At 44.9% G+C, this 21894-nt stretch carries 21 protein-coding genes; 4 read left to right on the plus strand and 17 right to left on the minus strand.

All coding sequences use genetic code 11. The features are described 5' to 3' along the window. Positions 1 to 30: 30 nt before the first annotated feature. The 11 genes from fliP to fliF all read right to left on the minus strand — a co-directional run bounded on the left by fliP (position 31) and on the right by fliF (position 10166). A complete protein-coding gene (fliP, locus tag AC5JQI_RS07620) occupies positions 31 to 747 on the minus strand; it encodes a flagellar type III secretion system pore protein FliP (protein WP_493914636.1) in 717 nt (238 codons plus the stop codon). 127 nt (positions 748 to 874) lie between these two features. Then, positions 875 to 1336 (minus strand): flagellar biosynthetic protein FliO, encoded by a 462-nt coding sequence (gene fliO, locus AC5JQI_RS07625; RefSeq protein WP_237387172.1) that lies wholly within the window; start codon positions 1334 to 1336, stop codon positions 875 to 877. A 2-nt stretch (positions 1337 to 1338) separates the two neighbouring features. Beyond that, a complete protein-coding gene (fliN, locus tag AC5JQI_RS07630) occupies positions 1339 to 1746 on the minus strand; it encodes a flagellar motor switch protein FliN (RefSeq protein ID WP_237387171.1) in 408 nt (135 codons plus the stop codon). Beyond that, positions 1739 to 2746, minus strand: coding sequence for a flagellar motor switch protein FliM (fliM, locus tag AC5JQI_RS07635; RefSeq protein ID WP_237387170.1), 1008 nt, complete (start codon positions 2744 to 2746; stop codon positions 1739 to 1741). Before fliM ends, fliN begins: the two co-directional genes overlap by 8 nt. Positions 2747 to 2751: 5 nt before the next feature. Further along, positions 2752 to 3228, minus strand: coding sequence for a flagellar basal body-associated protein FliL (fliL, locus tag AC5JQI_RS07640; protein ID WP_493914268.1), 477 nt, complete (start codon positions 3226 to 3228; stop codon positions 2752 to 2754). Positions 3229 to 3445: 217 nt separating this feature from the next. Continuing rightward, a complete protein-coding gene (locus AC5JQI_RS07645) occupies positions 3446 to 4828 on the minus strand; it encodes a flagellar hook-length control protein FliK (protein ID WP_493914269.1) in 1383 nt (460 codons plus the stop codon). Further along, complete coding sequence (gene fliJ / locus AC5JQI_RS07650) at positions 4825 to 5271, minus strand: flagellar export protein FliJ (RefSeq protein WP_493914270.1); 447 nt, start codon at positions 5269 to 5271, stop codon at positions 4825 to 4827. The genes AC5JQI_RS07645 and fliJ overlap by 4 nt, the downstream gene beginning before the upstream one ends. Before the next feature lie 132 nt (positions 5272 to 5403). Then, the gene (fliI, locus tag AC5JQI_RS07655; RefSeq protein ID WP_237387166.1) at positions 5404 to 6768 is read right to left on the minus strand and encodes a flagellar protein export ATPase FliI; all 1365 of its coding nucleotides are present in this window, start codon (positions 6766 to 6768) and stop codon (positions 5404 to 5406) included. After that, entirely contained in the window at positions 6768 to 7472 is a 705-nt protein-coding gene (fliH, locus tag AC5JQI_RS07660; protein ID WP_237387165.1) for a flagellar assembly protein FliH, read from the minus strand. The genes fliI and fliH overlap by 1 nt, the downstream gene beginning before the upstream one ends. Continuing rightward, positions 7465 to 8457, minus strand: coding sequence for a flagellar motor switch protein FliG (gene fliG, locus AC5JQI_RS07665; protein WP_237387164.1), 993 nt, complete (start codon positions 8455 to 8457; stop codon positions 7465 to 7467). Before fliG ends, fliH begins: the two co-directional genes overlap by 8 nt. Beyond that, the gene (gene fliF, locus AC5JQI_RS07670; protein WP_493914271.1) at positions 8454 to 10166 is read right to left on the minus strand and encodes a flagellar basal-body MS-ring/collar protein FliF; all 1713 of its coding nucleotides are present in this window, start codon (positions 10164 to 10166) and stop codon (positions 8454 to 8456) included. The genes fliG and fliF overlap by 4 nt, the downstream gene beginning before the upstream one ends. Before the next feature lie 284 nt (positions 10167 to 10450). On the opposite strand from fliF, the gene fliE reads away from it, so the two are divergent. Beyond that, positions 10451 to 10762: a flagellar hook-basal body complex protein FliE gene (gene fliE / locus AC5JQI_RS07675; RefSeq protein WP_092547811.1), complete on the plus strand. Its 312-nt coding sequence runs from the start codon at positions 10451 to 10453 to the stop codon at positions 10760 to 10762. 161 nt (positions 10763 to 10923) lie between these two features. Here the strand turns inward: fliE and AC5JQI_RS07680 are convergent, their stop codons facing one another. From AC5JQI_RS07680 to fliD, 5 genes are all read right to left on the minus strand, one after another. Beyond that, positions 10924 to 11661, minus strand: coding sequence for a cyclase family protein (locus AC5JQI_RS07680; protein WP_493914272.1), 738 nt, complete (start codon positions 11659 to 11661; stop codon positions 10924 to 10926). Between the two features lie 105 nt (positions 11662 to 11766). Further along, on the minus strand, positions 11767 to 12192 hold the full coding sequence (locus tag AC5JQI_RS07685) for a hypothetical protein (protein ID WP_493914273.1): 426 nt from the start codon (positions 12190 to 12192) through the stop codon (positions 11767 to 11769). Between the two features lie 263 nt (positions 12193 to 12455). Beyond that, a complete protein-coding gene (gene fliT / locus AC5JQI_RS07690; protein ID WP_493914274.1) occupies positions 12456 to 12830 on the minus strand; it encodes a flagella biosynthesis regulatory protein FliT in 375 nt (124 codons plus the stop codon). Continuing rightward, a complete protein-coding gene (gene fliS, locus AC5JQI_RS07695) occupies positions 12830 to 13240 on the minus strand; it encodes a flagellar export chaperone FliS (RefSeq protein ID WP_493914275.1) in 411 nt (136 codons plus the stop codon). The genes fliT and fliS overlap by 1 nt, the downstream gene beginning before the upstream one ends. A gap of 11 nt (positions 13241 to 13251) precedes the next feature. After that, a complete protein-coding gene (gene fliD, locus AC5JQI_RS07700; protein WP_493914276.1) occupies positions 13252 to 14715 on the minus strand; it encodes a flagellar filament capping protein FliD in 1464 nt (487 codons plus the stop codon). A gap of 277 nt (positions 14716 to 14992) precedes the next feature. On the opposite strand from fliD, the gene AC5JQI_RS07705 reads away from it, so the two are divergent. The 3 genes from AC5JQI_RS07705 (at position 14993) to fliZ (ending at position 17617) form a co-directional block, all read left to right on the plus strand. Beyond that, positions 14993 to 16078 (plus strand): FliC/FljB family flagellin, encoded by a 1086-nt coding sequence (locus AC5JQI_RS07705; RefSeq protein WP_493914277.1) that lies wholly within the window; start codon positions 14993 to 14995, stop codon positions 16076 to 16078. 252 nt (positions 16079 to 16330) lie between these two features. Further along, complete coding sequence (locus tag AC5JQI_RS07710; RefSeq protein ID WP_493914278.1) at positions 16331 to 17053, plus strand: RNA polymerase sigma factor FliA; 723 nt, start codon at positions 16331 to 16333, stop codon at positions 17051 to 17053. Positions 17054 to 17104: 51 nt separating this feature from the next. Continuing rightward, positions 17105 to 17617, plus strand: coding sequence for a flagella biosynthesis regulatory protein FliZ (fliZ, locus tag AC5JQI_RS07715; RefSeq protein ID WP_319926851.1), 513 nt, complete (start codon positions 17105 to 17107; stop codon positions 17615 to 17617). Between the two features lie 179 nt (positions 17618 to 17796). Here fliZ and putA read toward each other — a convergent pair whose 3' ends face one another. Further along, positions 17797 to 21777, minus strand: coding sequence for a trifunctional transcriptional regulator/proline dehydrogenase/L-glutamate gamma-semialdehyde dehydrogenase (gene putA, locus AC5JQI_RS07720; RefSeq protein ID WP_493914279.1), 3981 nt, complete (start codon positions 21775 to 21777; stop codon positions 17797 to 17799). Between the last annotated feature and the right edge of the window lie 117 nt (positions 21778 to 21894).

Here is a 21894-nt window from a genome sequence, read left to right on the forward strand (position 1 = left end):
AGATTTCATGCCAGATACAAAAACTGCCTATCAGACATAAAAACTTTGTGCCAGTGAGCCAAGTAATAATTGCCAGCCATCTACCAGGACAAACAACATAAGTTTAAACGGCAGCGATATAGTGGCCGGTGGCACCATCATCATCCCCAATGCCATCAAAACACTGGCAACGACCAGATCGATAATTAAAAATGGGATGAAGAGGGTAAAACCAATCTGGAAAGCGGTTTTCAATTCGCTGGTAATAAACGCAGGTACAAGTACACGCATTGGCACAGAATCCGCAGTTTCAAACGCTTCTTGATCTGCAAGGCGGGCAAACAGAGCCAAATCATTTTCCCGGGTCTGGCGTAACATAAACTGGCGCAATGGCTTGGAACCCTTGTCCAATGCGGTTTCCAGCGTGATCTTATCTTCACTGTAGGGTAAATAAGCATCTTGATATACTTTATCGAATACGGGCGCCATGATGAAAAATGTCATGAACAGTGCCAGACCCAGCATAACTTGGTTAGGCGGGGCAGACGGAGTTCCCAGTGCGTTACGCAATAAGCCGAGTACGATGATGATGCGGGTAAAGCTGGTCATCATCAGCAGGGCGGCTGGAATGAACCCCAGAGCCGTGATAAAAATCAGCGTTTGAACGGGCAGTGACCAACTTTGGCCGCCATTAGGCAAGGGCTGGCTGATGATGCCAGGCAATTCGGCAGCGGCGTTCATGGGGAACAGCGGTAACAAAAGTGCCATAAGCAGGGTTCCCAAACGCACTGAATTCAAACGTATTGAACTTAATCGTATTGAACTTAATCGTATTTGGTAAAGCTGTGAGACAAGTTTTTTGCCTGTTACTCGATTGCCTGTCATAAAGAAAACTCTACTTTTCATCATCGTCCTTGTCGTTCCTGCTTTTTCTCTGGAGCGTATTTTTTAGCATCTGACCAAACGGCAGCGACTTGAGTACGTTGTCCTTTTCCACGTCATCAGGTGGGGCAGGCATTTGATGCAGCATATTGATCTGTTGAGATGTCACGCCCAGTACCAGCCAATTGCCTTCGATTTCCACCACAACGACCCGCTCTTTTGGACCGAGTGAGCAGCTTGCCTTAACATTTAACAATCGGTGATTTTTGTTTTTGGCGGGAGCAAGACCCAAACGGCGAACCAGCCATGTTATGAAGAATATCAGCAATAAAACACCACCCAATGCACTACTGACTTGCATCAAGGTTTGTCCGGCCGGGAGAGGTTCGGTACTGCCTGTCGTGCTGACGGGTACGGCATCTGATGCCGTACCGCGTTGAAAAGACGCATGAAAGGAAGGCTGATTCGCCATCATGGTTAACGACTCAAGCGACGCATGCGTTCAGAAGGAGTGATGATATCTGTGATACGGATACCGTATTTATCGGATACAACAACCACTTCTCCTTGTGCGATCAAATAGCCATTGATCAGAATATCCAACGGTTCACCCGCAAGGCCATCAAGGGAAACAACAGAACCTTGTGACAGTTTCAGTAGCTGTTTAATGGTCATTTTGGTGCGACCCAGCTCGACAGAAAGCTTAACGGGAATATCCATGATCAGATCAATATCAGAAAGCTGGGAGAGCACATCCTGTGGTTCCAGATTCTCAAATATTGACGCGCCGCCGTCAGAGGTTTGCTGTGCGGCCTGTTGTTCCAGCGCTTCTGCCCACATATCTTCAGTCAGTCTGGTATCTGTGGGTTGTTTAGCATCACTCATTGGGCTTTTCCTCATCCAGAGCAGTTAAAACAGGGTTAATCAGGTGTTCAACACGCAGGGCATACTGCCCGTTTAGTGTTCCATATTGACTGGTGAGCACAGGCACACCATCAACGTGAACGATCAGGCGTTCAGGTTTTTCAACCGGCAAAACATCGCCGGCTTTCAGTTCGAGGATCTTTGACAGCCGCAGGGGAATATCAACAAAATTCGCCACCAGCTCTAATTCTGAGTGCTGAACTTGTTTCACCAGACTTTTACGCCACTGGCCATCTTCCTGACGCACATTTTCCACTGGTGGATTGGTCAGGCGTTCGCGCAGAGGTTCGATCATGGCGAATGGAATACAGATATTAAATTCGCCCGTCAATGCACCAATCTCCACATGAAATGGTGTCGTAACCACGATATCGTTCGGTGAAGTGGTGATATTGGTGAATTTTACCTGTGTTTCGGAACGCACATATTCCATTTCAATTTTAAATATAGAATCCCAGGCGTCCCGATAGGCATCCAACGCCAGTTTCAGCATTCGGTTGATGATCCGCTGTTCGGTATGGGTAAATTCACGGCCTTCCACTTTGGTGGGAAAACGGCCATCTCCGCCAAACAGGTTATCAACGGCGATATAAACTAAACTGGGTTCGAAAGCGAATAGTGCGGTTCCCCTCAATGGTTTCAAGTGCACCAAATTGAGATTGGTTGGCACGGCCAGATTGCGGGCAAATTCGTGATAAGGCTGAACCTTGATAGCGCCGACCGTAATATCCGGGCTGCGGCGCAGCATGTTAAACAGCCCCATCCTGAATTGGCGGGCAAAACGTTCATTGATGATTTCCAGTGACTGCAAACGTTCGCGTACAACGCGGCGTTGCGTATTGGGATCGTAAGGACGAACCTCACTTTCTCCGGACGCAGTTTGTTCCACGTCATCAGTAGAGGCACTGTCACCATTTAGCAGAGCATCGATCTCTGCCTGTGAAAGAATATTGTCACTCATTGTGATTATCGCAGAATAAACGTGGTAAACAACACATCGGTGATCTCTTGATCAGGTTCACCGGGTATCAGTGTCGGGTTTAATGTCTGTTTGATCTCTGCCACCAAATGCATCTTGCCGTCATCTTTTGCTAAATCAGCCGCTTTCTGGCGAGATAATAACAGCAACATACGGCTACGAACTTCTGGCAGATAATCATGCAAGCGTTGACGGATTTTTTCTTCAGACAGACGCAATGTGACTCCAACATACAGAACACGGTCGAAATGATCTTCGTTGTCGATCAAATTGACGGTAAAAGGTTCCAAAGACATAAACACAGGGGTTTTAATGACTTTGGTTTTTGTTGTACTGTTATTGGCCGACTGGTTCATCGCCCACCAGCTATACCCTCCGATGGCAGCACCAATAACAGCAATTAGTACTAACAGTATCATCCAAATTGGATTTATGCGTTTATGCTCGTAGCTATAATCAGACATGGACAGACAAATTCCTGTTTTCCGTGGCGGATAAGTCCCCGCGCATTCCGTGGCGGGTCTGCTTATCCATCAAAATCAATATCAATTATCCCGCGTCTTTGTTCCGGCAATGGCAGAAACAAACGTGGAAAAAACCATTAACTCACACGTTTGTTATCGGCCCTTTTTCTCTTTCTTACAGCGCATAATGATATTGGGCGAATAATCAGGTGGATAATTAGGCAAATGTATCAATACCTCCTCGGGTCGAGGCGAGTTGTTGAGGTGTCATTCTCATGGCTGATGCAGGAGAAGCCGTTATTCCTGTTGCGGCTGCCAAGCCATGACTTTGGGTATCTTCACGGGAACTTAAATGGTCGTTGGCATGATTAGTGGCATGGTGTTCTTGCTGCCAATTCCCTTGGGCATCGCTATTTACGCTGCTTTGCGCCAATTGAATGCCATTTTCAGCCAATGCATGGCGAAGTCCCGGCAATGCAGCTTCCAGTGCAGCACGAACATTTTGATGAGCAGAAACAAAATGCAATTGTGCTTGATTGTCTTCAACACTCATGCGGATATGCAGCGCGCCCAATTCTTGGGGATGTAGGCGAAGTTCTGCTTGTTGCAGTCCATTACGGTTAAAGAACAGGACATGCCGGTTGAGCTGTTGCTGCCACTCTTCACTGCCAAGATGAGCATTCAACAATGGTGCGGTTGTTCCACTTAGCTGAAATTGGCCCACAGGTTGCTGTCCGGCTGAAAGTAGGGGAGATGCTGCCAATATTGCAGGAGAATCAATTGAGGTTGTTTCAGCAGTAGTGGCAGTTAATGCAGGAGCAGCCGCCTGAAGCAGATTTAATTCCTTACCGTTGCTCGAAGCTGGATTTTTAGGAATGGTATTACTTTGGAGAGACTGGTTGAACTCTGCTTTATTGCTGGTAGCAAGTTTTATTTGTCCAGCGGCTGGTACCAGTGTAGAGCGAATGTCGGTGGCATCGTCTGATTTATGATTCAGGGCAGTATTCCGTGCAGCAGAAAGATGTATGCTTTCATCCCGATCACTCTCTTTAGGTGATTCAACAAGATCTATATTGGTCAGCTTGGCATCTTTGGGACTTTTGTCCAGCAGCGCACTGGCAAGGCCGCCTTCACTATCCAGTAATTTATCCAGTAATTCATTTTCTGCCAATCCATCGGTGTTCTCGGCAAGCGCCACAGTACCTGTAGGAGGGGTAACTAATCCGGCAATCTGAATTGGAATAACTGCACTTAATGCATCGGCTGACAGCAAATCGTCATCTTTCAATAGAGTAAATTCGGCATTGTTCTCTTGCAGAGTGATTTCTTTCTGCAATTTATCTTCGGCAGTCTTATCTGATACGCTCTGTAATTGCGACCATTCGCTTTTTGCTGTTTTATCAACAACGGAATTTCTTTCTTTCAGACTATGTTTACCTGCCTGAGCCGGGCGCTTCTGCATAGAGGCTGTTTCTGCATCAAGAAGCTGCCCGAATTTAGGGGAATGGCTATCGTTCACGAGATCATTTAAGGATGACTGACTTTTTGCCGAACCTTTATCCGTGAGTTTTAAATCCGTAGGTAAAAGAGTGAGATTCATTGTTTCATTCTCCGTTGTGCACCACGTTGTGCGTACTCGTCCATTTGTTTTTGCTCCATGCGATTTTGGTGTAACTTCAGATTATGTTCTGCCCGCTGTTGCAGTGTGTCGAAGGCGTTCAGACGCTGCTGTTTTTCCTGCCATTGAGATATGGCTTGCTCAAGTCGTTTTTTCCATTGATTGAGCTGTAACTTGTGCTGTTCAATTGCCATTTCCAGCGTTTTCATAAACTGCTGGTAATTCTGCCATGTTGAGCAGGGCATGCCGCTGCTGAGAGTGTCATTCAAACGGGTACGATATTCATCCTGATAATTCATTAACGCCGTGAGTTGTTGCTCCATTTGCTGGTGGTTTTGCCGAATCTGAGTAAGCTGAGATGCCGCTTTTTCTGCCGCATCTTGGGCAAGTTCACGTAAAGTCACGAGAGGGGAGTGTTGTTGCATGTATTTCCTCGTATTAATCACTACGCAGACATAAGCGTTACTGAATTGCATCAAAGTTATATCGGCATTGAACCGACAAACGTTATACCCGTTGGCCGAATACTCTTCGGCGAAATTTTCATAAGCAAGATATTATGTCGGTAACAATTGTTGAAGCTGAGTACAGGCCGTATCATATTCACTGCGTTCATCAATGCCTTGTTGCAGGAATTGAGCCATGTGCGGATAAAGCTCAATCGCTTTATCCAACAAAGGATCACTACCCGCAGCATAAGCCCCAACGTTGATCAAATCCCGGTTACGCTGATAACTGGAAAGCAACTGTTTAAAGAGCTGTACCCGCCGGTAATGGGTATTGTCGATCAGAGAGGTCATGGCACGGCTGATGGATGCCTCAATATCAATGGCCGGATAGTGGCCTGATTCTGCCAACGAGCGTGATAACACGATATGGCCATCAAGGATGGCTCGGGCAGCATCGGCAATGGGGTCTTGCTGGTCATCACCTTCTGTCAGAACAGTATAAAATGCGGTAATGGAACCTCCGTCACTGACGCCATTACCCGCCCTTTCTACCAGAGCGGGTAATTTGGCAAATACAGAAGGGGGATAACCTTTGGTTGCCGGTGGTTCGCCGATAGCCAGTGCAATTTCGCGCTGGGCCATGCTGTAGCGGGTCAGGGAATCCATGATCAGCAGCACATGTTTACCGCGATCTCGAAAATCTTCGGCGATGCGAGTCGCGTAAGAAGCCCCCTGCATCCGTAACAGCGGCGAAACATCAGCAGGAGCGGCGACGACCACTGAACGTAACAACCCTTCCGTACCTAAGATATTTTCGATAAAGTCTTTGACTTCCCGGCCTCGTTCACCAATCAGCCCTACGACGATCACATCGGCTTGGGTATAACGTGCCATCATGCCAAGCAGTACACTCTTACCAACCCCCGATCCAGCGAACAGCCCCATGCGTTGTCCGCGTCCTACCGTCAGCAAGGAGTTGATGGCACGAACGCCGACATCCAGTACATTGCTGATTGGAGTTCGTTGCAGGGGGTTAAACGGAGTTGTTGTCAGGGGAGCGCGATAGCCTGTATCGGGAGCCGGTAAATCATCAAGAGGACGTCCTGCACCATCCAGAACCCTGCCGAGCAATTCAGGCCCCAGAAGCAAGCGCCGCCCCCCTCCGGCATCCTCACCGTATGAGCGGGCATAGACGCGGGCTCCCGGTACAATGCCTTCCAGTTCTTCCATTGGCATTAACAGTAGTTTTTCGCCATTGAAGCCGACAACTTCACTTTCGACTTCTTCAATCTTTTTACCATTCTGACGCTCGATAAGACAGGTCGAGCCAAGGGGCATATGCAAACCAGTGGCTTCCATGACCAGACCTGTAGCACGGGTAAGGCGCCCATAGCGACGTACTTTTGGCGTTTTTTCCAGACGCTTTTCCAGTGAATCCAATGTTGCCAGCCAGCGTCCGAGTCTTGCTGTCATCATAATTCTCCCGATGCTGCCAGACGGCACATTTCGTGCCAGCGCGTGGCTAAACTGGCATCCAGATCCCCTTCATCGGCACTGACTTTACAGCTACCCGGATGCAGTTTGTTATCTGCAACCAAACGCCAGCCATTCAACGTCAGAACTTCCCCCAGTTTTTGCTCAACCAGAGGAATGTTTTGTGGATGGACTCGCAGCTGAGGTTTACCGCTGAACATAGGTTCTTGCTGGATAAATTCACGGATTTGATTCAACAGGGCAGTGCCGTCACAAACAGCGGGTTGCCCTAAGATATGGTGAGCCGCTGTCAGTGAAAGTTGCATCAGACGTGAAGCAATAACGGTATCTAATCCATCCAATGAATGGCTGAAATCCATCAGTAGTGCTTTCCACTGGTCAATGACAACTTGCTGTTGTTGTCTGGCTTCTTGCAAACCCTGTTCCAGTCCGGCCTGTCGGCTTTCCTGGAGTCCTTGTTCATAACCTTGAATCTGGCCTTCTGCAAAGCCTTGCGCATGACCTGCTTGACGGGCCTGTTCTTTCAGTTCGTCCAGCATTTTTGCCTGTTTCAGAAGAATCTCTTGTTCGCTGGGCGGCTGTAATTCATCCATTGGTTCCAGTTTTGCCCGCAGAGATTCCCATTGAGTCAATTCGCCCGGCTGCCAAGGCTGCCAGTTTCCTTTATTCGGCTTATCAGACATAGGTATCATCACCACCATTCAGGATCATATCGCCACTTTCAGCCAGACGACGAACCACAAGCAGGATGGTTTTCTGTTCAGCTTCCACCTGAGACATACGGACAGGGCCACGATTTGCCAAATCATCACGCATGATTTCAGCAGCGCGTTGCGACATATTGTTGAGGAAGTGATCGCGCAATGCCTGATCGCAACCTTTCAATGCGACAAGCAGAGATTCGGTCGTAATTTCCTGCAACAAACGCTGGATACTGCGATCGTCCACACCGATAAGATTTTCGAACAGAAACATTTCATCAATGATTTTCTGTGCCAGTTCACCATCATAGGTACGAACTGCATCAATGACGCCTTCTTCTTGCTGGCTTTTCATCAAGTTGATGATTTCTGCCGCAGTACGAACACCACCCATCTTGCTGCGTTTGAGATTTTGACCGTCCAGCAGGTTATTCAGGACTTCAGTCAATTCTGCCAATGCGGAAGGCTGTACACCGCCAAATGTGGCGATACGCAGCATGACATCGTTGCGCAGGCGATCATCAAACAGGGCAAGGATATCGGCTGCCTGACCTCGGCTCAGATGAACTAAAATGGTGGCAATGATCTGCGGATGTTCATCCCGGATCATATCGGCGGCCATCTGCGGTTCCATAAAGTTGAGGGTTTCGATTCCTGTAGTGGTATCACGGGATTCAAGAATATCCTCAAGCAGACTGGAAGCCCGCTCTTCACCTAATGCTTTGATCAATACGCTGCGTAGATAATCGTTGGCATTAATGCTGAGGGCAGCATATTGCCCCGCATCTTCTTCAAACTCTGCCAGTACTTCAACCAGTTGCTGGGTGGAGACTTGTCTCATCCCCGCCATTGCGATACTGAGTTGTTGTACTTCCCGCGAATTCAGGTGCTTGAACACCTCAGCTGCCTGATCTTCTCCCAGGGTCATTAACATGACGGCACTTCTTTCTGTTCCGGTCAGGCTCATTGTTCGTTACTCATCCATTGACGGATCACCAGCGCAACAACGCGAGGATCTTTTTCTGCTAATTCACGGATACGCTGGCTTTGAAGTTCAGCATTGACTCGTTGACGAGCCATTTTACGTCGCATTTTTTCATCCATTTCTGCATTGGTTTCTGTGTTTTGTTTCTGCTGATTTTTCTGCGTATCCAAAGCCGCTTTTTCCGCAGCACGTTTTTTGGCAATTTGCGGTACGATCATCTTACGCCACAGTAACCATGCAATGAATGCCAGCAGTAACCAACGGCCTGCGTCCAGTAATTTATCCAGTAGGACAGGGTGCTGCCAGAACGGGAGGGTTTCTATCACTTCGGTGGTGTCATTGAACGGAGTATTGACCACATTCAGGCTATCACCACGGTCAGAAGAAAAGCCCATTGCTTCACGGGTCAGCGCTTCGATTTGTGCTAATTGTTCTGGTGTCAGCGGTTTTGTTTCAGGCCCGTTTTCTCCCTGAGCGGTGGTGTAGTTGACTACAACGGCAACCGAAAGACGTTCCACTGCGCCAGCGTGTAATTGTGTATGGCGAATGGTGCGATCCACTTCATAGTTGGTGGTTTCGTCATAACGATTATTACGATTATTGCTCACCATGCGCTCATAGCTATTATTTCTATTATTGCGCTGCTGTTGATCAGATTTTTCGTCACCATTGCCTTTAGAGTTAGCATTGGTATTTGGTTTTTCAATCGGTGCGCTCGGTGCAGCACTTGGCTGATTCGACAATGCCCCCGGTACACCGCCCACCAATGGCCCGCCGTTTTGTTCGCTGGAACTGCTCTGTTTGGAGCGGACAGCCGCCTGATTTGGTGGCTGATTCGGCCTATACTCTTCTGCTGTTTCCTCGCGGCGGGAAAAATCGACTTGAGCCGTTACCTGCGCATGTATATTGCCACGACCGACGACAGGAGCCAGAATTGTTTCAATGCGTTGCTGGAAACGGTTTTCAATTTCCTGCGTATATTTCAACTGAGTGGTATTTAAATCACGGCCAGTGGCATCGGCTTGTGTCAGAAGACGTCCTGATTGATCCACAATCGTGACATTCCCTGCTGGTAAACCGGCAACACTACTTGAAACCATATGCACAATGGCATTGATTTGTCCTTCATCCAGTACACGTCCTTGCAACAAACCAACAGTTACAGAAGCTGACGGCGATTTCTGTTCACGAACGAACAAAGAAGGTTTTGGCATAGCCAGATGAACTCGGGCGCTCTGAACCGGGCCGAGAGATTCAACAGTACGGGCCAACTCGCCTTCCAGTGCGCGTTGGTAATTGACCTGTTCACTGAACTGACTAATGCCGAATTTCTCTTTATCCAGAAGTTCAAAACCCGCAGCCCCGCCTTTGGGCAGCCCTTGCTGTGCCAGTTTCAGGCGGGTTTCATGTATTTTATCAGTAGGTATCATGATCGCAGAACCATTTTCGGAAAAACGGTAAGGGACATTCATCTGGGTTAATTGCGTAACGATTTCGCCGCCATCCTTATCACTCAGATTGCTGTAAAGCACCCGATAATCGGGGCTGCGCAACCAGAGAAACAGAGCAACGACAATAGCGATGGCAGCGGAGCCAGCAACTAATAACGGAACTTTCGGATCAGCTTTTATCCTGCTGATAATAGCGCTGAAACCTTTGTTTTGGTTTTCAACGTCGTTTGTTGCACTCATAGACGATCCTTGCCTTGCTGGTCAACATGAATACTAAAAGCGTGGCGTAACAAAACAGACTCCCCATACGCAAGCGAAAAGATTCTTCCTATTATTAATTCCATCATTATTCGCTGTTCACACCTCTTTTAATGGCACAATAAGCTTTGAATTTTGACTTCAATTACCCGCTTTAGATTAGAAGGGCTATGTTACGGTGGCAGCGTGGAAAAACTGCCAACCAGCCCACGGCTAATATGGCACTTAATCACGTCATCAATAGGGTGATTTAACGCGAGGTTTTTATGTCAATTCAGGCAATTGAAGGTGTGCTGCAACAGATGCAGACTCAGGCATTACAAGCAGCAAACATTGCCAAACCGCTGCCAGTGCAGAGTGGTTTTGCCAGTCAGCTCACTGCCGCAGTAGAAAAAATAAACCAGACACGTTTGAGCGCGGTCAAGCAAGCACAAGATTTTACGCTGGGCGCTCCCGGCGTAGAGCTAAATGATGTCATGGTTAATATGCAGAAGTCGAATATTTCGCTGCAAATGGGGATTCAGGTAAGGAATAAGTTGATTAGTGCGTATCATGAGATTATGAATATACAGGTTTGATAGGTTAATTGTGAGAGTCTATCAGCCTGTTTTATTTGTTATAACCCCTACAGGGATAGACTCTAAATATGATTTTAGTTATAAATCGGATGTCATACTATTTAATAAAGTTGCTCAATGAATTGGTTATGTGTTTTTTGTAAAAAAATATGCTGAATAAATTACGGTATTATAGCAAATGAACGTACCGGAAAGCCTGATGCGTTTTTAGGTTTAGCTACGATATTGAATATTATTGCTCCACGAACAGGAATTTCTTCCAGATTAGTCAAAAGTTCTATTTGGTAGGTATCTTGCTCCAATACATAATATTCACCCAATAATGCATTATTCTGTCTAAAATCTTTGGCTGAGTCAGTATCGAAGGTTTCATGTCCGATGGCCTTGATTCTCCGCTCTTTAAATAAAAATTTCAAGGCATCTATTCCCCATCCTGGGATTTGGTTATTTCCCTGTACATCTTTATTATCCATCTTTTCCTGAGATGGCCAGCGTTTGCTCCAGTCTGTTCTTAAGGCGACAAAAGTTTCTGCTTCTATGATGCCATGTTCATCTTCAAATTTAAGAATATCTTCTTTAGACAATGAAAAGTTAGGATCTTGCTGGGTTCTTTCTGACTGATCAATAACTATTAAAGGTAACACCAATTCTTGCAATTCCAGTTCATCAAGGGTACGGGCATCAGGAACAAAATGGCAGGGAGCATCAATATGTGTGCCATATTGACCGGGAAAGGTGAATTGTTGGACAAAAAATCCATTTTTGTAATCAAAAAGTGTTTTGAACTCAGCAGGGTTAAACATAAGAAAATGAGGTGAGTCTTTGTCAAAACTGTGTGTCAGATCAACCCATTTTTTTGATTTTAGTAAAGTGAGTGCTTGCAGAATATCACTGGTCATAACCACCTCTTTTGGTTTTTTTATGATTACACATCTATCATTTTTTCTCCGCAATCTATTTGTCAATAATCTATCGGCCCTGAGAGGCATTTCACAGATCTCGGTTCATTTATCTTTAATGAAAGGAGTGGGGATAACCCAACTCTCAGGTGTAATATCAATATAAGACGGTTCAGTTAATGAACATTCTTCCGCCGAAATAATCGAGGCAGCGATAAAAATCATAGGGGGTTTTTGCTTATCAATAAAAGGAATGGATATTTCTATAGTTTGGGTATAAAGCTGCCCCCAAGCTGAAAGTGTTATCGGTAACGCGTTTTTTGCCAGCGGGTATCTGGCGATCAATATTGATACCGCATTATACGGATCAAGTTGTTTATTTTCTTCAGCAGCGTTCTGTATGACTTTTTGTGCTACCCATGATTCCGTTTTAGCACAATAATTCAAATCTTCATCTACTGAAGAAAAACCCATTTCGGGGACTAATAATATAGAAATAAAAACAATATTAATTATATTATTTTTTAACATAATAAGTGATTTAATTAACGATAGAATGTGGTGATGATATCTCCCGTTATTCGCATGAAAAGGCACCGTTATCAATTGTTGGTTAATTTTTTGTTAACAAAAACAATTAACTTCTCTTGATTGTTTGCAAATTATAAATAAAATGCCGAGTTAGATTAACCAAAAAAGTGATGGTGACGAATTGACACCACCTGAAATGAAAAATGAATGACATTTTGATCAGTGCGATTATGAAAATAAAATCACTGGTGCCGTTGTTACATTTATTTTGGTTCCGTCGTAGTTAACTCCATTTCATAGTCGCTGACAGGAAACTGTCCATAAGTATCATGTAACAGTTGTTTACAGCTTTCCTGTTTAATCAGGTCGCTGAGTTCATCTAACCGTTTTTGCAACAATCTCTTAGTTTCTTTTTCATTATCCAAGACAGTTTGCAAAATTTTGGTTAATTGCTGCTGTAATGAAATGGGAACGTCTGAACCTTCTGATAATAAAGTAACCACTTCTACTGCCTTCAGATAAGTTATCTCCATCTCAACAAGTTCATCCCACTTTCCATTTTTAGCTAAATCAATCATTTGCTCACTTAAACTAAGGATCTGCTGATAAGCTGACAAAAGATCCAGATCATTTTTCATTAAACAATATCCTGACTGGCGTTGTAATGAGGATCTATTTGCCGCCAAGAATCTGATATCTCGGTAAGTAAATCAATCACTTCGGTAATAGCCTTCTCATCATTGCGTAAATTAGCCTGGAGCAGGCGGCGACTCATATATTCATATAATGCAAAGAGATTCTGGGCAATTTCGCCGCCTTTCTCGAAATCTAATCCCTCTTTGAGACCATTATCAATGATATTGATTGCCTTTGAAATAGCTAAACCTTTTTCTGGGATATTGCCTTGTTGCATCAGAATAATTGCACGACGTAGGGCGCTGAGCGCCCCATTGAACAATATCTGAATCAACTGGTAAGGAGAGGCATTCATAATTTCGCTCTCAAGATCTACTTGAGCATATAACTGGCTTGCCGAACGTTGATACATAATGTCCTTTATTATCTTAAAAGCTGGAATAGAGATGAAGTTGAGTTATTCAGTGAGTTAATAAGTTTATCTAACTCTGTAAATTGACGCTTATAGCGCTCCATCGTGGCATCAATATTATCATTCGTTCTTTCAACTTGCTTTTCAATTGTTTTCAGACGCTTGTTGATGCCTTCGGTTGCTGTGGCGATAGTTCCTTCGTGACTATCCAGCGTTTTTTTCAAAATATTATAAGTCTGGGTTGCAAAACCAGTTTTTTCACCGTCGCCCATAAAGAAAGCCTTAACGTTAGCCGGTTTTTCTTTTAGGTTTTTTTCCAGTTTTTCATTACTGATTTCCAGTGTGCCATCTAATTTCTGTTTAATGCCCAGTTTATTTAAAGTGGCGATATCAGCAACATCTTGTGCAGCAACGAGTTGGTGTCTTAACTGGCTTTGAATACCTTTTAATGTACCGTCACCAAGCAGGGCGCCATTGTCTTTTGAAGCCGCTTCCCCTTTTCCGACGGGTTTGAATTTGGTCAGTGAATCGAAAGTGGTTTGTAATTCGTTATAAGAATCAACCCACTTTTTGATTGCTTTTTTCATTGGCTCGATATCACGGGAAACGACCAGTGTCTCTGGCTTTATCTTTGTCTTTTCGTTGCCTTTTTCGTCTATAACTTTTTCTGTTTCAGAAACTTTTTTCAGATTCAGAATAACGCCTTCCGGTGCATCTTTTATTTCATTGGTCTGGCGTTCAATGGGGATACCGTTAACGGTTAATTTTGCATTGGTAGCCCCTATTTTTTGTGTCATTGCACCAGAGCCACCACCTTTGCTATCAGAAGTATAGTTCAGCAATTTTCCCAACTTATCATCACCTTCAACTTTGATGGTCATGACGGATTTTGTGCCAGCCTTTTTTGAGGTCAGGATCAAACAACCTTTACTGTCTTCTTCTGTACCGTTTTCGTCCGCTTTGAGAATGCTGGCATTAACATTGCCTTCTTTTTTATTGATGGCTTCGCGGATCTTAACCAGAGAAGTTTCATCATCTTTCAGGGAAATTTTCATTGGTTCTTTTTCACCTGGTTGGGTGATGATAATGGTACGAGTACCTTTACCTTGTTCCCCCAGAAGTTTTTTTACACCAGAAACTTCGGTAGATTGCAGAGACTGAGCCTTTGCAAGTTGTTGAACTTCAATTTCATAGTTACCCGGGCTGGCTTTAGAATCGGTGCTCGGGATAAATGTTTTATGATCTTCACTTGTTTTAGTGGTATTGAGCTTATCGAATTTTTTTAGTTCTTCGGAAGCTGTTTTAAGTTTTTCTAAACTTCCTTTCAACGAACCAAAACCGGTCAGTTTCGCTTTATAGCTGGTTTGTTGCTGTGCTAATGGTTCTAAACGTTTTTTTTCTGCTGCCTGAAGTTTATCCAGTATAGAACCCATATCCATCCCGGACCCGGCTCCTAATGAGGAAATGCTAGCCATGTTGACTCCTTTATTAGTAAAGCATCACTGGACATGTTATCGGATTAATTTGCGAAAAGTTTACTGACAAAATGATTTTTTTGATGGGGGGAATAATTGATGAGAACAGGCGCTGTTTGGGTTATCGGAGAAAATAGAGAAAAAAATAAAAAACTTTTTTCAAGAAATATTAAAGGTTTTTTTTGAGGGGTCGATAAAACTGTTGGCGGTGATGAACACCGTGAGCATATAAGCTCAAACTAATTACATCGACTTGATTTTAAAAAGGAACTCTACTATGGCATCAGTCATCAATACTAACTATTCATCTCTGCTGGCTCAGAACAACCTGACTAGATCTAAAGGCGTTTTAGGTTCTGCTATTGAGCGCCTGTCCTCTGGTTTACGTATTAACAGCGCGAAGGATGACGCTGCTGGTCAAGCGATCGCTAACCGTTTTACCGCTAACGTTAAAGGTTTGAATCAGGCTTCCCGTAACGCCAACGATGGTATCTCTATTGCTCAGACTACCGAAGGTGCTCTGAACGAAATCAATAACAACCTGCAACGTATCCGTGAATTGAGTGTTCAGTCACAAAACGGCAGCAACTCTAAGAGCGATCTGGATTCTATTCAGAAAGAAGTTAAACAACGTATGGAAGAAATTGACCGTATCTCTGAACAAACTCAGTTCAACAACGTAAAAGTATTGAAAGAAGATACTAAAATGAAAATTCAGGTCGGTGCTAACGATGGCGAAACTATCGAAATCGATCTGAAAGAAATTAATAGCAAAGAACTGGGTTTGGATAAGTTTTCTGTGACTCCTGATGTGCCAAAGGGAGAAACAATAACGAAAATCGAAGAGAAAGGTAAGGCTGGTACATTTCATGATCTTACATATACTCACGCGTCTATAGGTGCTAATAACCTCAATACTACTGAAGCGAAGATACATAAAGCTGTTGATGCTACGGGTGCTGTTAGAGCTGATGCATATGTGTTGGAAGCCAAAGACAATACAACTGGAAAAACTGTTTACCATAGCGCTACGATTGATGATAAAACTGGTGTGGTAACAGCTGGTGCTGCAATAACGCCTACAGTATCCAAAGATCCACTGAAAACTCTGGATGCAGCACTCTCTAAAGTTGACAATCTGCGCAGCTCTCTGGGTGCAATTCAAAACCGTCTGGAATCCACTGTTAACAACCTGAATAACACGGTTAACAACCTGAGCGCTGCTCGTAGCCGTATCGAAGACGCTGACTACGCAACTGAAGTTTCCAACATGAGCCGTGGTCAGATCTTGCAACAGGCTGGTACCGCTGTTCTGGGTCAGGCGAACCAGATCCCACAAACTGTTATGTCTCTTCTGCGTTAATTTTTATTTTCCGGTTGAGCATTTATGCAGGGTAACCTGCATAAACAACGCTTATAAAATAAGGATCGGTTTGCCGATCCTTATTTTTTGTTAATTGTCAAGGACAGCCTGAAACTTGCTATGCATTTGGGCGGACATCAAAAATTTCGCATAGGTGAAAAAGAAGTGCTTTTACTTCATTGTTCAAACGATTGTACCGATTAGGGGATTGGATAATGGTATCCAGTCTCTTATCCAAAGGTGTCTGTTGTTGTGAGCGATTTGTATACCGCCGAAGGCGTGATGGACAAAAATAGCCTCTGGAAGCGCTATGTACCACTAGTTCGCCATGAAGCATTGAGGCTACAGGTAAGATTACCTGCCAGCGTAGAACTCGATGACTTGCTTCAGGCTGGTGGCATAGGCTTACTTAATGCAGTGGAGCGTTTTGATTCCATGCAGGGAACCGCGTTTACCACCTATGCGGTACAACGCATCAGAGGTGCAATGTTGGATGAGCTGAGGAGCCGTGATTGGGCTCCGCGTAGTGTGCGGCGTAACGCACGTGAAGTCACGCAGACCATCCGTAAACTTGAGCAAGAGTTAGGCCGTCCAGCCAGTGAGCAGGAAGTTGCTAAAGAATTAAAGATTAATCTGATAGAATATCGGCAAATACTGTTAGACACAAATAACAGTCAACTGTTTTCTTATAACGAATGGCACGAAATTCACGGTGAAAGTTGTGAACCAGTGGTTGGGGAAGAGCATGAGACAAATCCTCTCCAACAATTACTGGAAGGTGATCTTCGTCAGCGGGTAATTGATGTTATTGAATCGCTGCCTGAACGGGAAAAGATGGTTCTGACGTTGTACTATCAGGAAGAACTTAATCTTAAAGAGATCGGCGCAGTGCTTAATGTGGGTGAATCCCGCGTAAGTCAGCTTCACAGCCAAGCGATAAAAAGGCTGAAGGCGCGTTTGAATCCAGAGAAGTAACTTTTTGCTTATTTGTTTTTTGTTAAGACTATACACAGGGCTTTATCTCTTATGTCTGTTACAACTCAAAAGAAACGGCCTCTCAGCCGTTATATTAAAGACTATAAACATAGTCAGACTCATTGTTTGCACTGTCATAAAACCCTTGACCGTATTTCGCTAGTATTTAACGGTCAGGTCATCAATAAAGAAGCTATTTCTGAGATGACTGATTTGGTGGATGACAAAACTTGGAATGAGTTACAGGGTAAATTTGTAGCGTTGTGCCGCTTTTGTAGTGAAATTTATTGCAATAGCCAGACTGATTATTTCGACATTATGTCATTTAAGCAGTATTTGTTTGAACAAACGGAGATGAGCCATAGTACAGTACGCGAGTATGTGGTTCGCTTAAGGCGTTTGGATGAATTACTGACTTCAAGTAATTATCCGGCTAATGAGTTTACGCCTGAAAAAATTCAGGAACAACTCAGCGAGAAACTGTCTCAGTCTGCTTTCAGCAATTACAATATTGCGCTGCGTAAATACGAACAATATCTGAGCTGGCAACAGAGCGGTCATTGATTAACTACGCCGATATATCCTATATATAAAGTCAGTTGGATTGAAAAGATTCTAGAGGGGGAATGCGATTGTCACGCATTCCCCTCTATATTTAATATGGTTATATATTTATAATAATTTAATCTTAATAATGTTTTCTAGCTAATTAATGTTAGGCCATTTACTTTGGCAACATATTATTAGCCAATTGTCATTAAACTGGCATTACCGCCTGCCGCTGCCGTATTAACACTTAATGAACGCTCGTGCAGCAAACGTTCCAGCAGCAGATTGGTTTCACCACGGGCAAATCCCTGTACAGAAATAATGGGTCCTTTGCGTTGTGCAATCGCTTCACAAACATGACGTAATTGATCGCAATCACCGTGATAAATAACCGCTTCCATTATTGTGTCTTCTTTTTGCCAATCGTTGACCCAATGAATATGTCGGTGAATTTCCTCCGGCAATTGACGCTGCAACTCTTGATGCAGTTCATTCTTCTCCCAGATAGTCTGACAACCAACGGAAAGTACTGCCGCTAATTGTACCAGAGCATCTTGTTTATTATCAGCGAGGCACAGAACAGGGCCTCGAGGCAACAGGGTATACGTATTGCGTTCTCCGGTTGGTCCCGGTAATAAACGTGTTGTTCCACCTTGTGCCAGCAAGCTGTATTCCTGAATGAGCTGTTTCAATGAATCATTGTTTTGTGCAGTTGCCCAGTCTGCCAGTTTGTTGAGGGGGGAGTGCAGAGCAACCCGAATTTTGGAATCCAGCTCATATTCTGCATCCTGACGTTCCAATGTTAGACTGGCTGCATTGACAGGACGCTGTGACAGCAAGCGATACAAATACAGAGGCCCGCCCGCTTTTGGCCCTGTGCCTGACAGACCTTCACCACCAAATGGCTGTACGCCGACAACCGCACCAACCATATTGCGATTGACATATAAATTGCCGACTTTAGCTTTGCCAGTCACTTGTGTGATGGTTTCATCAATGCGAGTGTGAATGCCCAATGTCAGGCCATAACCCGAAGCGTTAATCTGATCCACCAACTGCTCTAATTCATTACGCTTGAAACGTACGACATGCAGAACAGGACCGAAAATTTCTTTCTTCATTTCGTCAAAACTTTCCAGCTCGATAAGCGTTGGTTTGACGAAAGTACCTTGTAACCATTCCTGATTGTCGGTGTCATTTTCGTGTACTGCCTGATAAATCATCCGGCCTTTGGTTCGCATAGTTTGGATATGGCGTTCGATGTTGGTTTTCGCTTCTGCATCAATCACAGGGCCTATATCTGTCGATAAATGCTCAGGATTCCCCATCCGGCACTCAGCCATTGCGCCTTTCAGCATGGTGATAGTTTTTTCAGCAACGTCTTCCTGAATACATAGAATACGTAGGGCAGAGCAGCGTTGGCCTGCACTGTCAAAAGCGGAGGCAACAACATCGGTGACAACCTGTTCGGTCAAGGCAGAAGAATCGACTATCATGGCATTCAACCCGCCGGTTTCCGCAATCAATGGGGTTGGACGCCCTTGAGCATCAAGACGACCGGCAATATTGCGTTGTAACAAGCTGGCAACTTCAGTAGAACCGGTAAACATCACGCCACGTACGCGCTCGTCACCAACCAGTGATGCTCCTACGGTTTCTCCTTGCCCCGGCAATAATTGCAGCACATCACGGGGAATGCCTGCTTGATGGAGCATTTTCACTGCAACGGAGGCAATCAATGGTGTTTGTTCTGCGGGTTTTGCCAGAACACTATTGCCTGTTGCTAAAGAAGCGGCGATTTGCCCGGTAAAAATTGCCAGAGGGAAGTTCCACGGACTGATACATACCACAGGCCCTAACGGGCGATGTGTATCATTGGCAAAATCTTGACGGACTTGCCCCGCATAATAATGGAGAAAATCCACAGCTTCGCGCACTTCGGCAATCGCATTATTGAAAGTTTTACCCGCTTCACGGACTAAGATACCGAGCAGTGATTGCAGGTTATTTTCCATCAACTCAGCCGCACGCACTAAAATTGCCGCACGTTCTGACGGTGGTGTTGCAAACCAAATTGCACCGGCATCGGTGGCGACATTCAATGCATGGCTGACTTCTTGCTCGGTGGTTTCTCGTACGTAACCCACCAAATCGGAGAACTTAGCTGGATTGCTGACAGGCTTGGTAGCAGGTAACTCTCCCTTGTGTTGGTAATCACCACCCAATAGTGGTTCACTGTTCCATGTTTCCATTGATGAACTCAGCAACGCACTAGAAAGAGAAGCCAAACGATGTTCATTGGAAAGATCCAATCCTGAGGAGTTAACACGGTTTTTGCCGTATAAATCGTGTGGCAGAGGGATCTTAGGATGTGGCAGACCGATTTGCCCTTCGGTTTGTGCCAATTCCTGTACGATTTTCACGGGATCTGCGATCAGTTCATCAATTGGCAGTGAAGTATCTGCTATGCGGTTGACGAATGAAGTATTGGCACCGTTTTCCAGTAAGCGACGTACCAGATAGGCCAACAATGTTTCATGTGTTCCCACTGGTGCATAAATACGGCATGGACGATTGAGTTTGCCGTCAGCGATCTTACCAACGACTTGATCATAAAGCGGTTCACCCATTCCATGCAGACACTGAAATTCATATTGACCCGGATAATAGTTCTGTCCGGCCAGATGATAAATAGCAGACAAAGTGTGAGCGTTATGAGTAGCAAATTGTGGATAGATTAAATTTGGCACGGAAAGTAGTTTGCGGGCGCAGGCGAGATAAGATACATCGGTATAGACTTTGCGGGTATACACCGGATAGCCCTCCAGACCATCAGTTTGAGCGCGCTTGATTTCGCTATCCCAATAAGCGCCTTTCACCAGACGGATCATCAACCTGTGGCGGCTGCGCTGTGCCAAATCAATAATGCTGTCAATGACGAACGGGCAGCGTTTCTGGTAAGCCTGAATGACAAACCCAATACCGTTCCAGCCTTCCAATTTCGGTTCAAAACAGAGTTTTTCCAGCAAATCGAGAGAAATTTCCAGACGGTCGGCTTCTTCTGCATCAATATTGATACCAATATCGTACTGACGCGCTTGTAAGGTCAGAGAGAGTAAGCGTGGATAGAGTTCATCGATAACACGATCATACTGGGCGCGGTTATAGCGGGGATGCAAAGCAGAAAGTTTGATAGAAATCCCCGGCCCTTCATAAATGCCGCGCCCATTTGAAGCTTTGCCAATAGCGTGGATAGCCTGCTGATAGGAAACCATATAGGCCTGTGCATCTTCCTCGGTCAGGGCGGCTTCACCCAGCATATCATAGGAGTAACGGAACCCTTTCTCTTCGAGCTTACGGGCATTGGCAAGAGCTTGAGCGATGGTTTCCCCTGTAACAAATTGTTCTCCCATCAGGCGCATTGCCATATCCACGCCTTTACGTACCAATGGCTCGCCGCTCTTGCTGATGATGCGATTCAAAGAGTTGGATAACTTGGCTTCATTATGGGTAGATACCAGCTTACCGGTGAACAGCAATCCCCATGTTGCAGCGTTGACAAACATAGAGGGGCTTTGGCCTAAATGGGAATGCCAATTACCGTTGCTGATTTTGTCGCGGATCAGTGCGTCACGGGTGGCTTTATCAGGAATACGCAGCAAAGCTTCGGCAAGGCACATCAGTGCTACACCTTCCTGTGAAGACAATGAAAACTCCTGCAACAATCCTTGTACTAAACCTGCACGCCCGACACCTTGTTTTTGCTGACGTAGTTTTTCTGCGATGGAATAAGCGAGTTTGTGAGTCGCCTTAGCTTGTTCTTCTGAAAGTTGCGCACGTTGCAGCAGCATCGGGACAGCTTGTGTTTCGGGCAGGCGATAGGCTGAGGTAATTGCAGAACGTTTCACCGTTTGGGGTAAAATATGCTCGGCAAAATCCAGAAATGGTTGATAAGGTGCCTCAATAGGTGATTCTTCTTCGGAAATCTTTTCTTCTTTGTTATCCTGATTCGCTGATATTTCTGGGATCTTTTCCTCATTTTCCAGACGTTCAAGATAATTGAAAATGGCTTGCTTAATCAGCCAGTGTGGTGTGCGTTCAATTCGTTGTGCAGCAGCTTTGATACGATTACGCGTTGCTTCATCGAGCTTCACGCCCATAGTGGTACTACCCATTCTTACTCCTTAATAGGCAAGACTTAACCAAGTTACGTGACAATATCTGCTATGTTGCAACTTTGTGCAACTTTGTAAAAAGCAGTTATGCTGGATTTGTGAAATTAATCTTGTTTT

The organism is Xenorhabdus sp. XBWT, assembly GCF_059072735.1.

Excerpts from the sequence above, each read along its gene's own strand:
- AC5JQI_RS07685 (WP_493914273.1), bottom strand. The coding sequence starts at position 12,192 with ATGTTAAAAAATAATATAATTAATATTGTTTTTATTTCTATATTATTA.
- fliS (WP_493914275.1), bottom strand. The coding sequence starts at position 13,240 with ATGTATCAACGTTCGGCAAGCCAGTTATATGCTCAAGTAGATCTTGAG.
- fliJ (WP_493914270.1), bottom strand. The coding sequence starts at position 5,271 with ATGCAACAACACTCCCCTCTCGTGACTTTACGTGAACTTGCCCAAGAT.
- fliF (WP_493914271.1), bottom strand. The coding sequence starts at position 10,166 with ATGAGTGCAACAAACGACGTTGAAAACCAAAACAAAGGTTTCAGCGCT.
- AC5JQI_RS07680 (WP_493914272.1), bottom strand. The coding sequence starts at position 11,661 with ATGACCAGTGATATTCTGCAAGCACTCACTTTACTAAAATCAAAAAAA.
- fliE (WP_092547811.1), top strand. The coding sequence starts at position 10,451 with ATGTCAATTCAGGCAATTGAAGGTGTGCTGCAACAGATGCAGACTCAG.
- fliO (WP_237387172.1), bottom strand. The coding sequence starts at position 1,336 with ATGATGGCGAATCAGCCTTCCTTTCATGCGTCTTTTCAACGCGGTACG.
- fliN (WP_237387171.1), bottom strand. The coding sequence starts at position 1,746 with ATGAGTGATGCTAAACAACCCACAGATACCAGACTGACTGAAGATATG.
- fliZ (WP_319926851.1), top strand. The coding sequence starts at position 17,105 with ATGTCTGTTACAACTCAAAAGAAACGGCCTCTCAGCCGTTATATTAAA.
- fliL (WP_493914268.1), bottom strand. The coding sequence starts at position 3,228 with ATGTCTGATTATAGCTACGAGCATAAACGCATAAATCCAATTTGGATG.
- fliM (WP_237387170.1), bottom strand. The coding sequence starts at position 2,746 with ATGAGTGACAATATTCTTTCACAGGCAGAGATCGATGCTCTGCTAAAT.
- putA (WP_493914279.1), bottom strand. The coding sequence starts at position 21,777 with ATGGGTAGTACCACTATGGGCGTGAAGCTCGATGAAGCAACGCGTAAT.
- fliI (WP_237387166.1), bottom strand. The coding sequence starts at position 6,768 with ATGACAGCAAGACTCGGACGCTGGCTGGCAACATTGGATTCACTGGAA.
- fliT (WP_493914274.1), bottom strand. The coding sequence starts at position 12,830 with ATGAAAAATGATCTGGATCTTTTGTCAGCTTATCAGCAGATCCTTAGT.
- AC5JQI_RS07705 (WP_493914277.1), top strand. The coding sequence starts at position 14,993 with ATGGCATCAGTCATCAATACTAACTATTCATCTCTGCTGGCTCAGAAC.
- fliG (WP_237387164.1), bottom strand. The coding sequence starts at position 8,457 with ATGAGCCTGACCGGAACAGAAAGAAGTGCCGTCATGTTAATGACCCTG.
- fliP (WP_493914636.1), bottom strand. The coding sequence starts at position 747 with ATGGCACTTTTGTTACCGCTGTTCCCCATGAACGCCGCTGCCGAATTG.
- fliD (WP_493914276.1), bottom strand. The coding sequence starts at position 14,715 with ATGGCTAGCATTTCCTCATTAGGAGCCGGGTCCGGGATGGATATGGGT.
- AC5JQI_RS07645 (WP_493914269.1), bottom strand. The coding sequence starts at position 4,828 with ATGAATCTCACTCTTTTACCTACGGATTTAAAACTCACGGATAAAGGT.
- fliH (WP_237387165.1), bottom strand. The coding sequence starts at position 7,472 with ATGTCTGATAAGCCGAATAAAGGAAACTGGCAGCCTTGGCAGCCGGGC.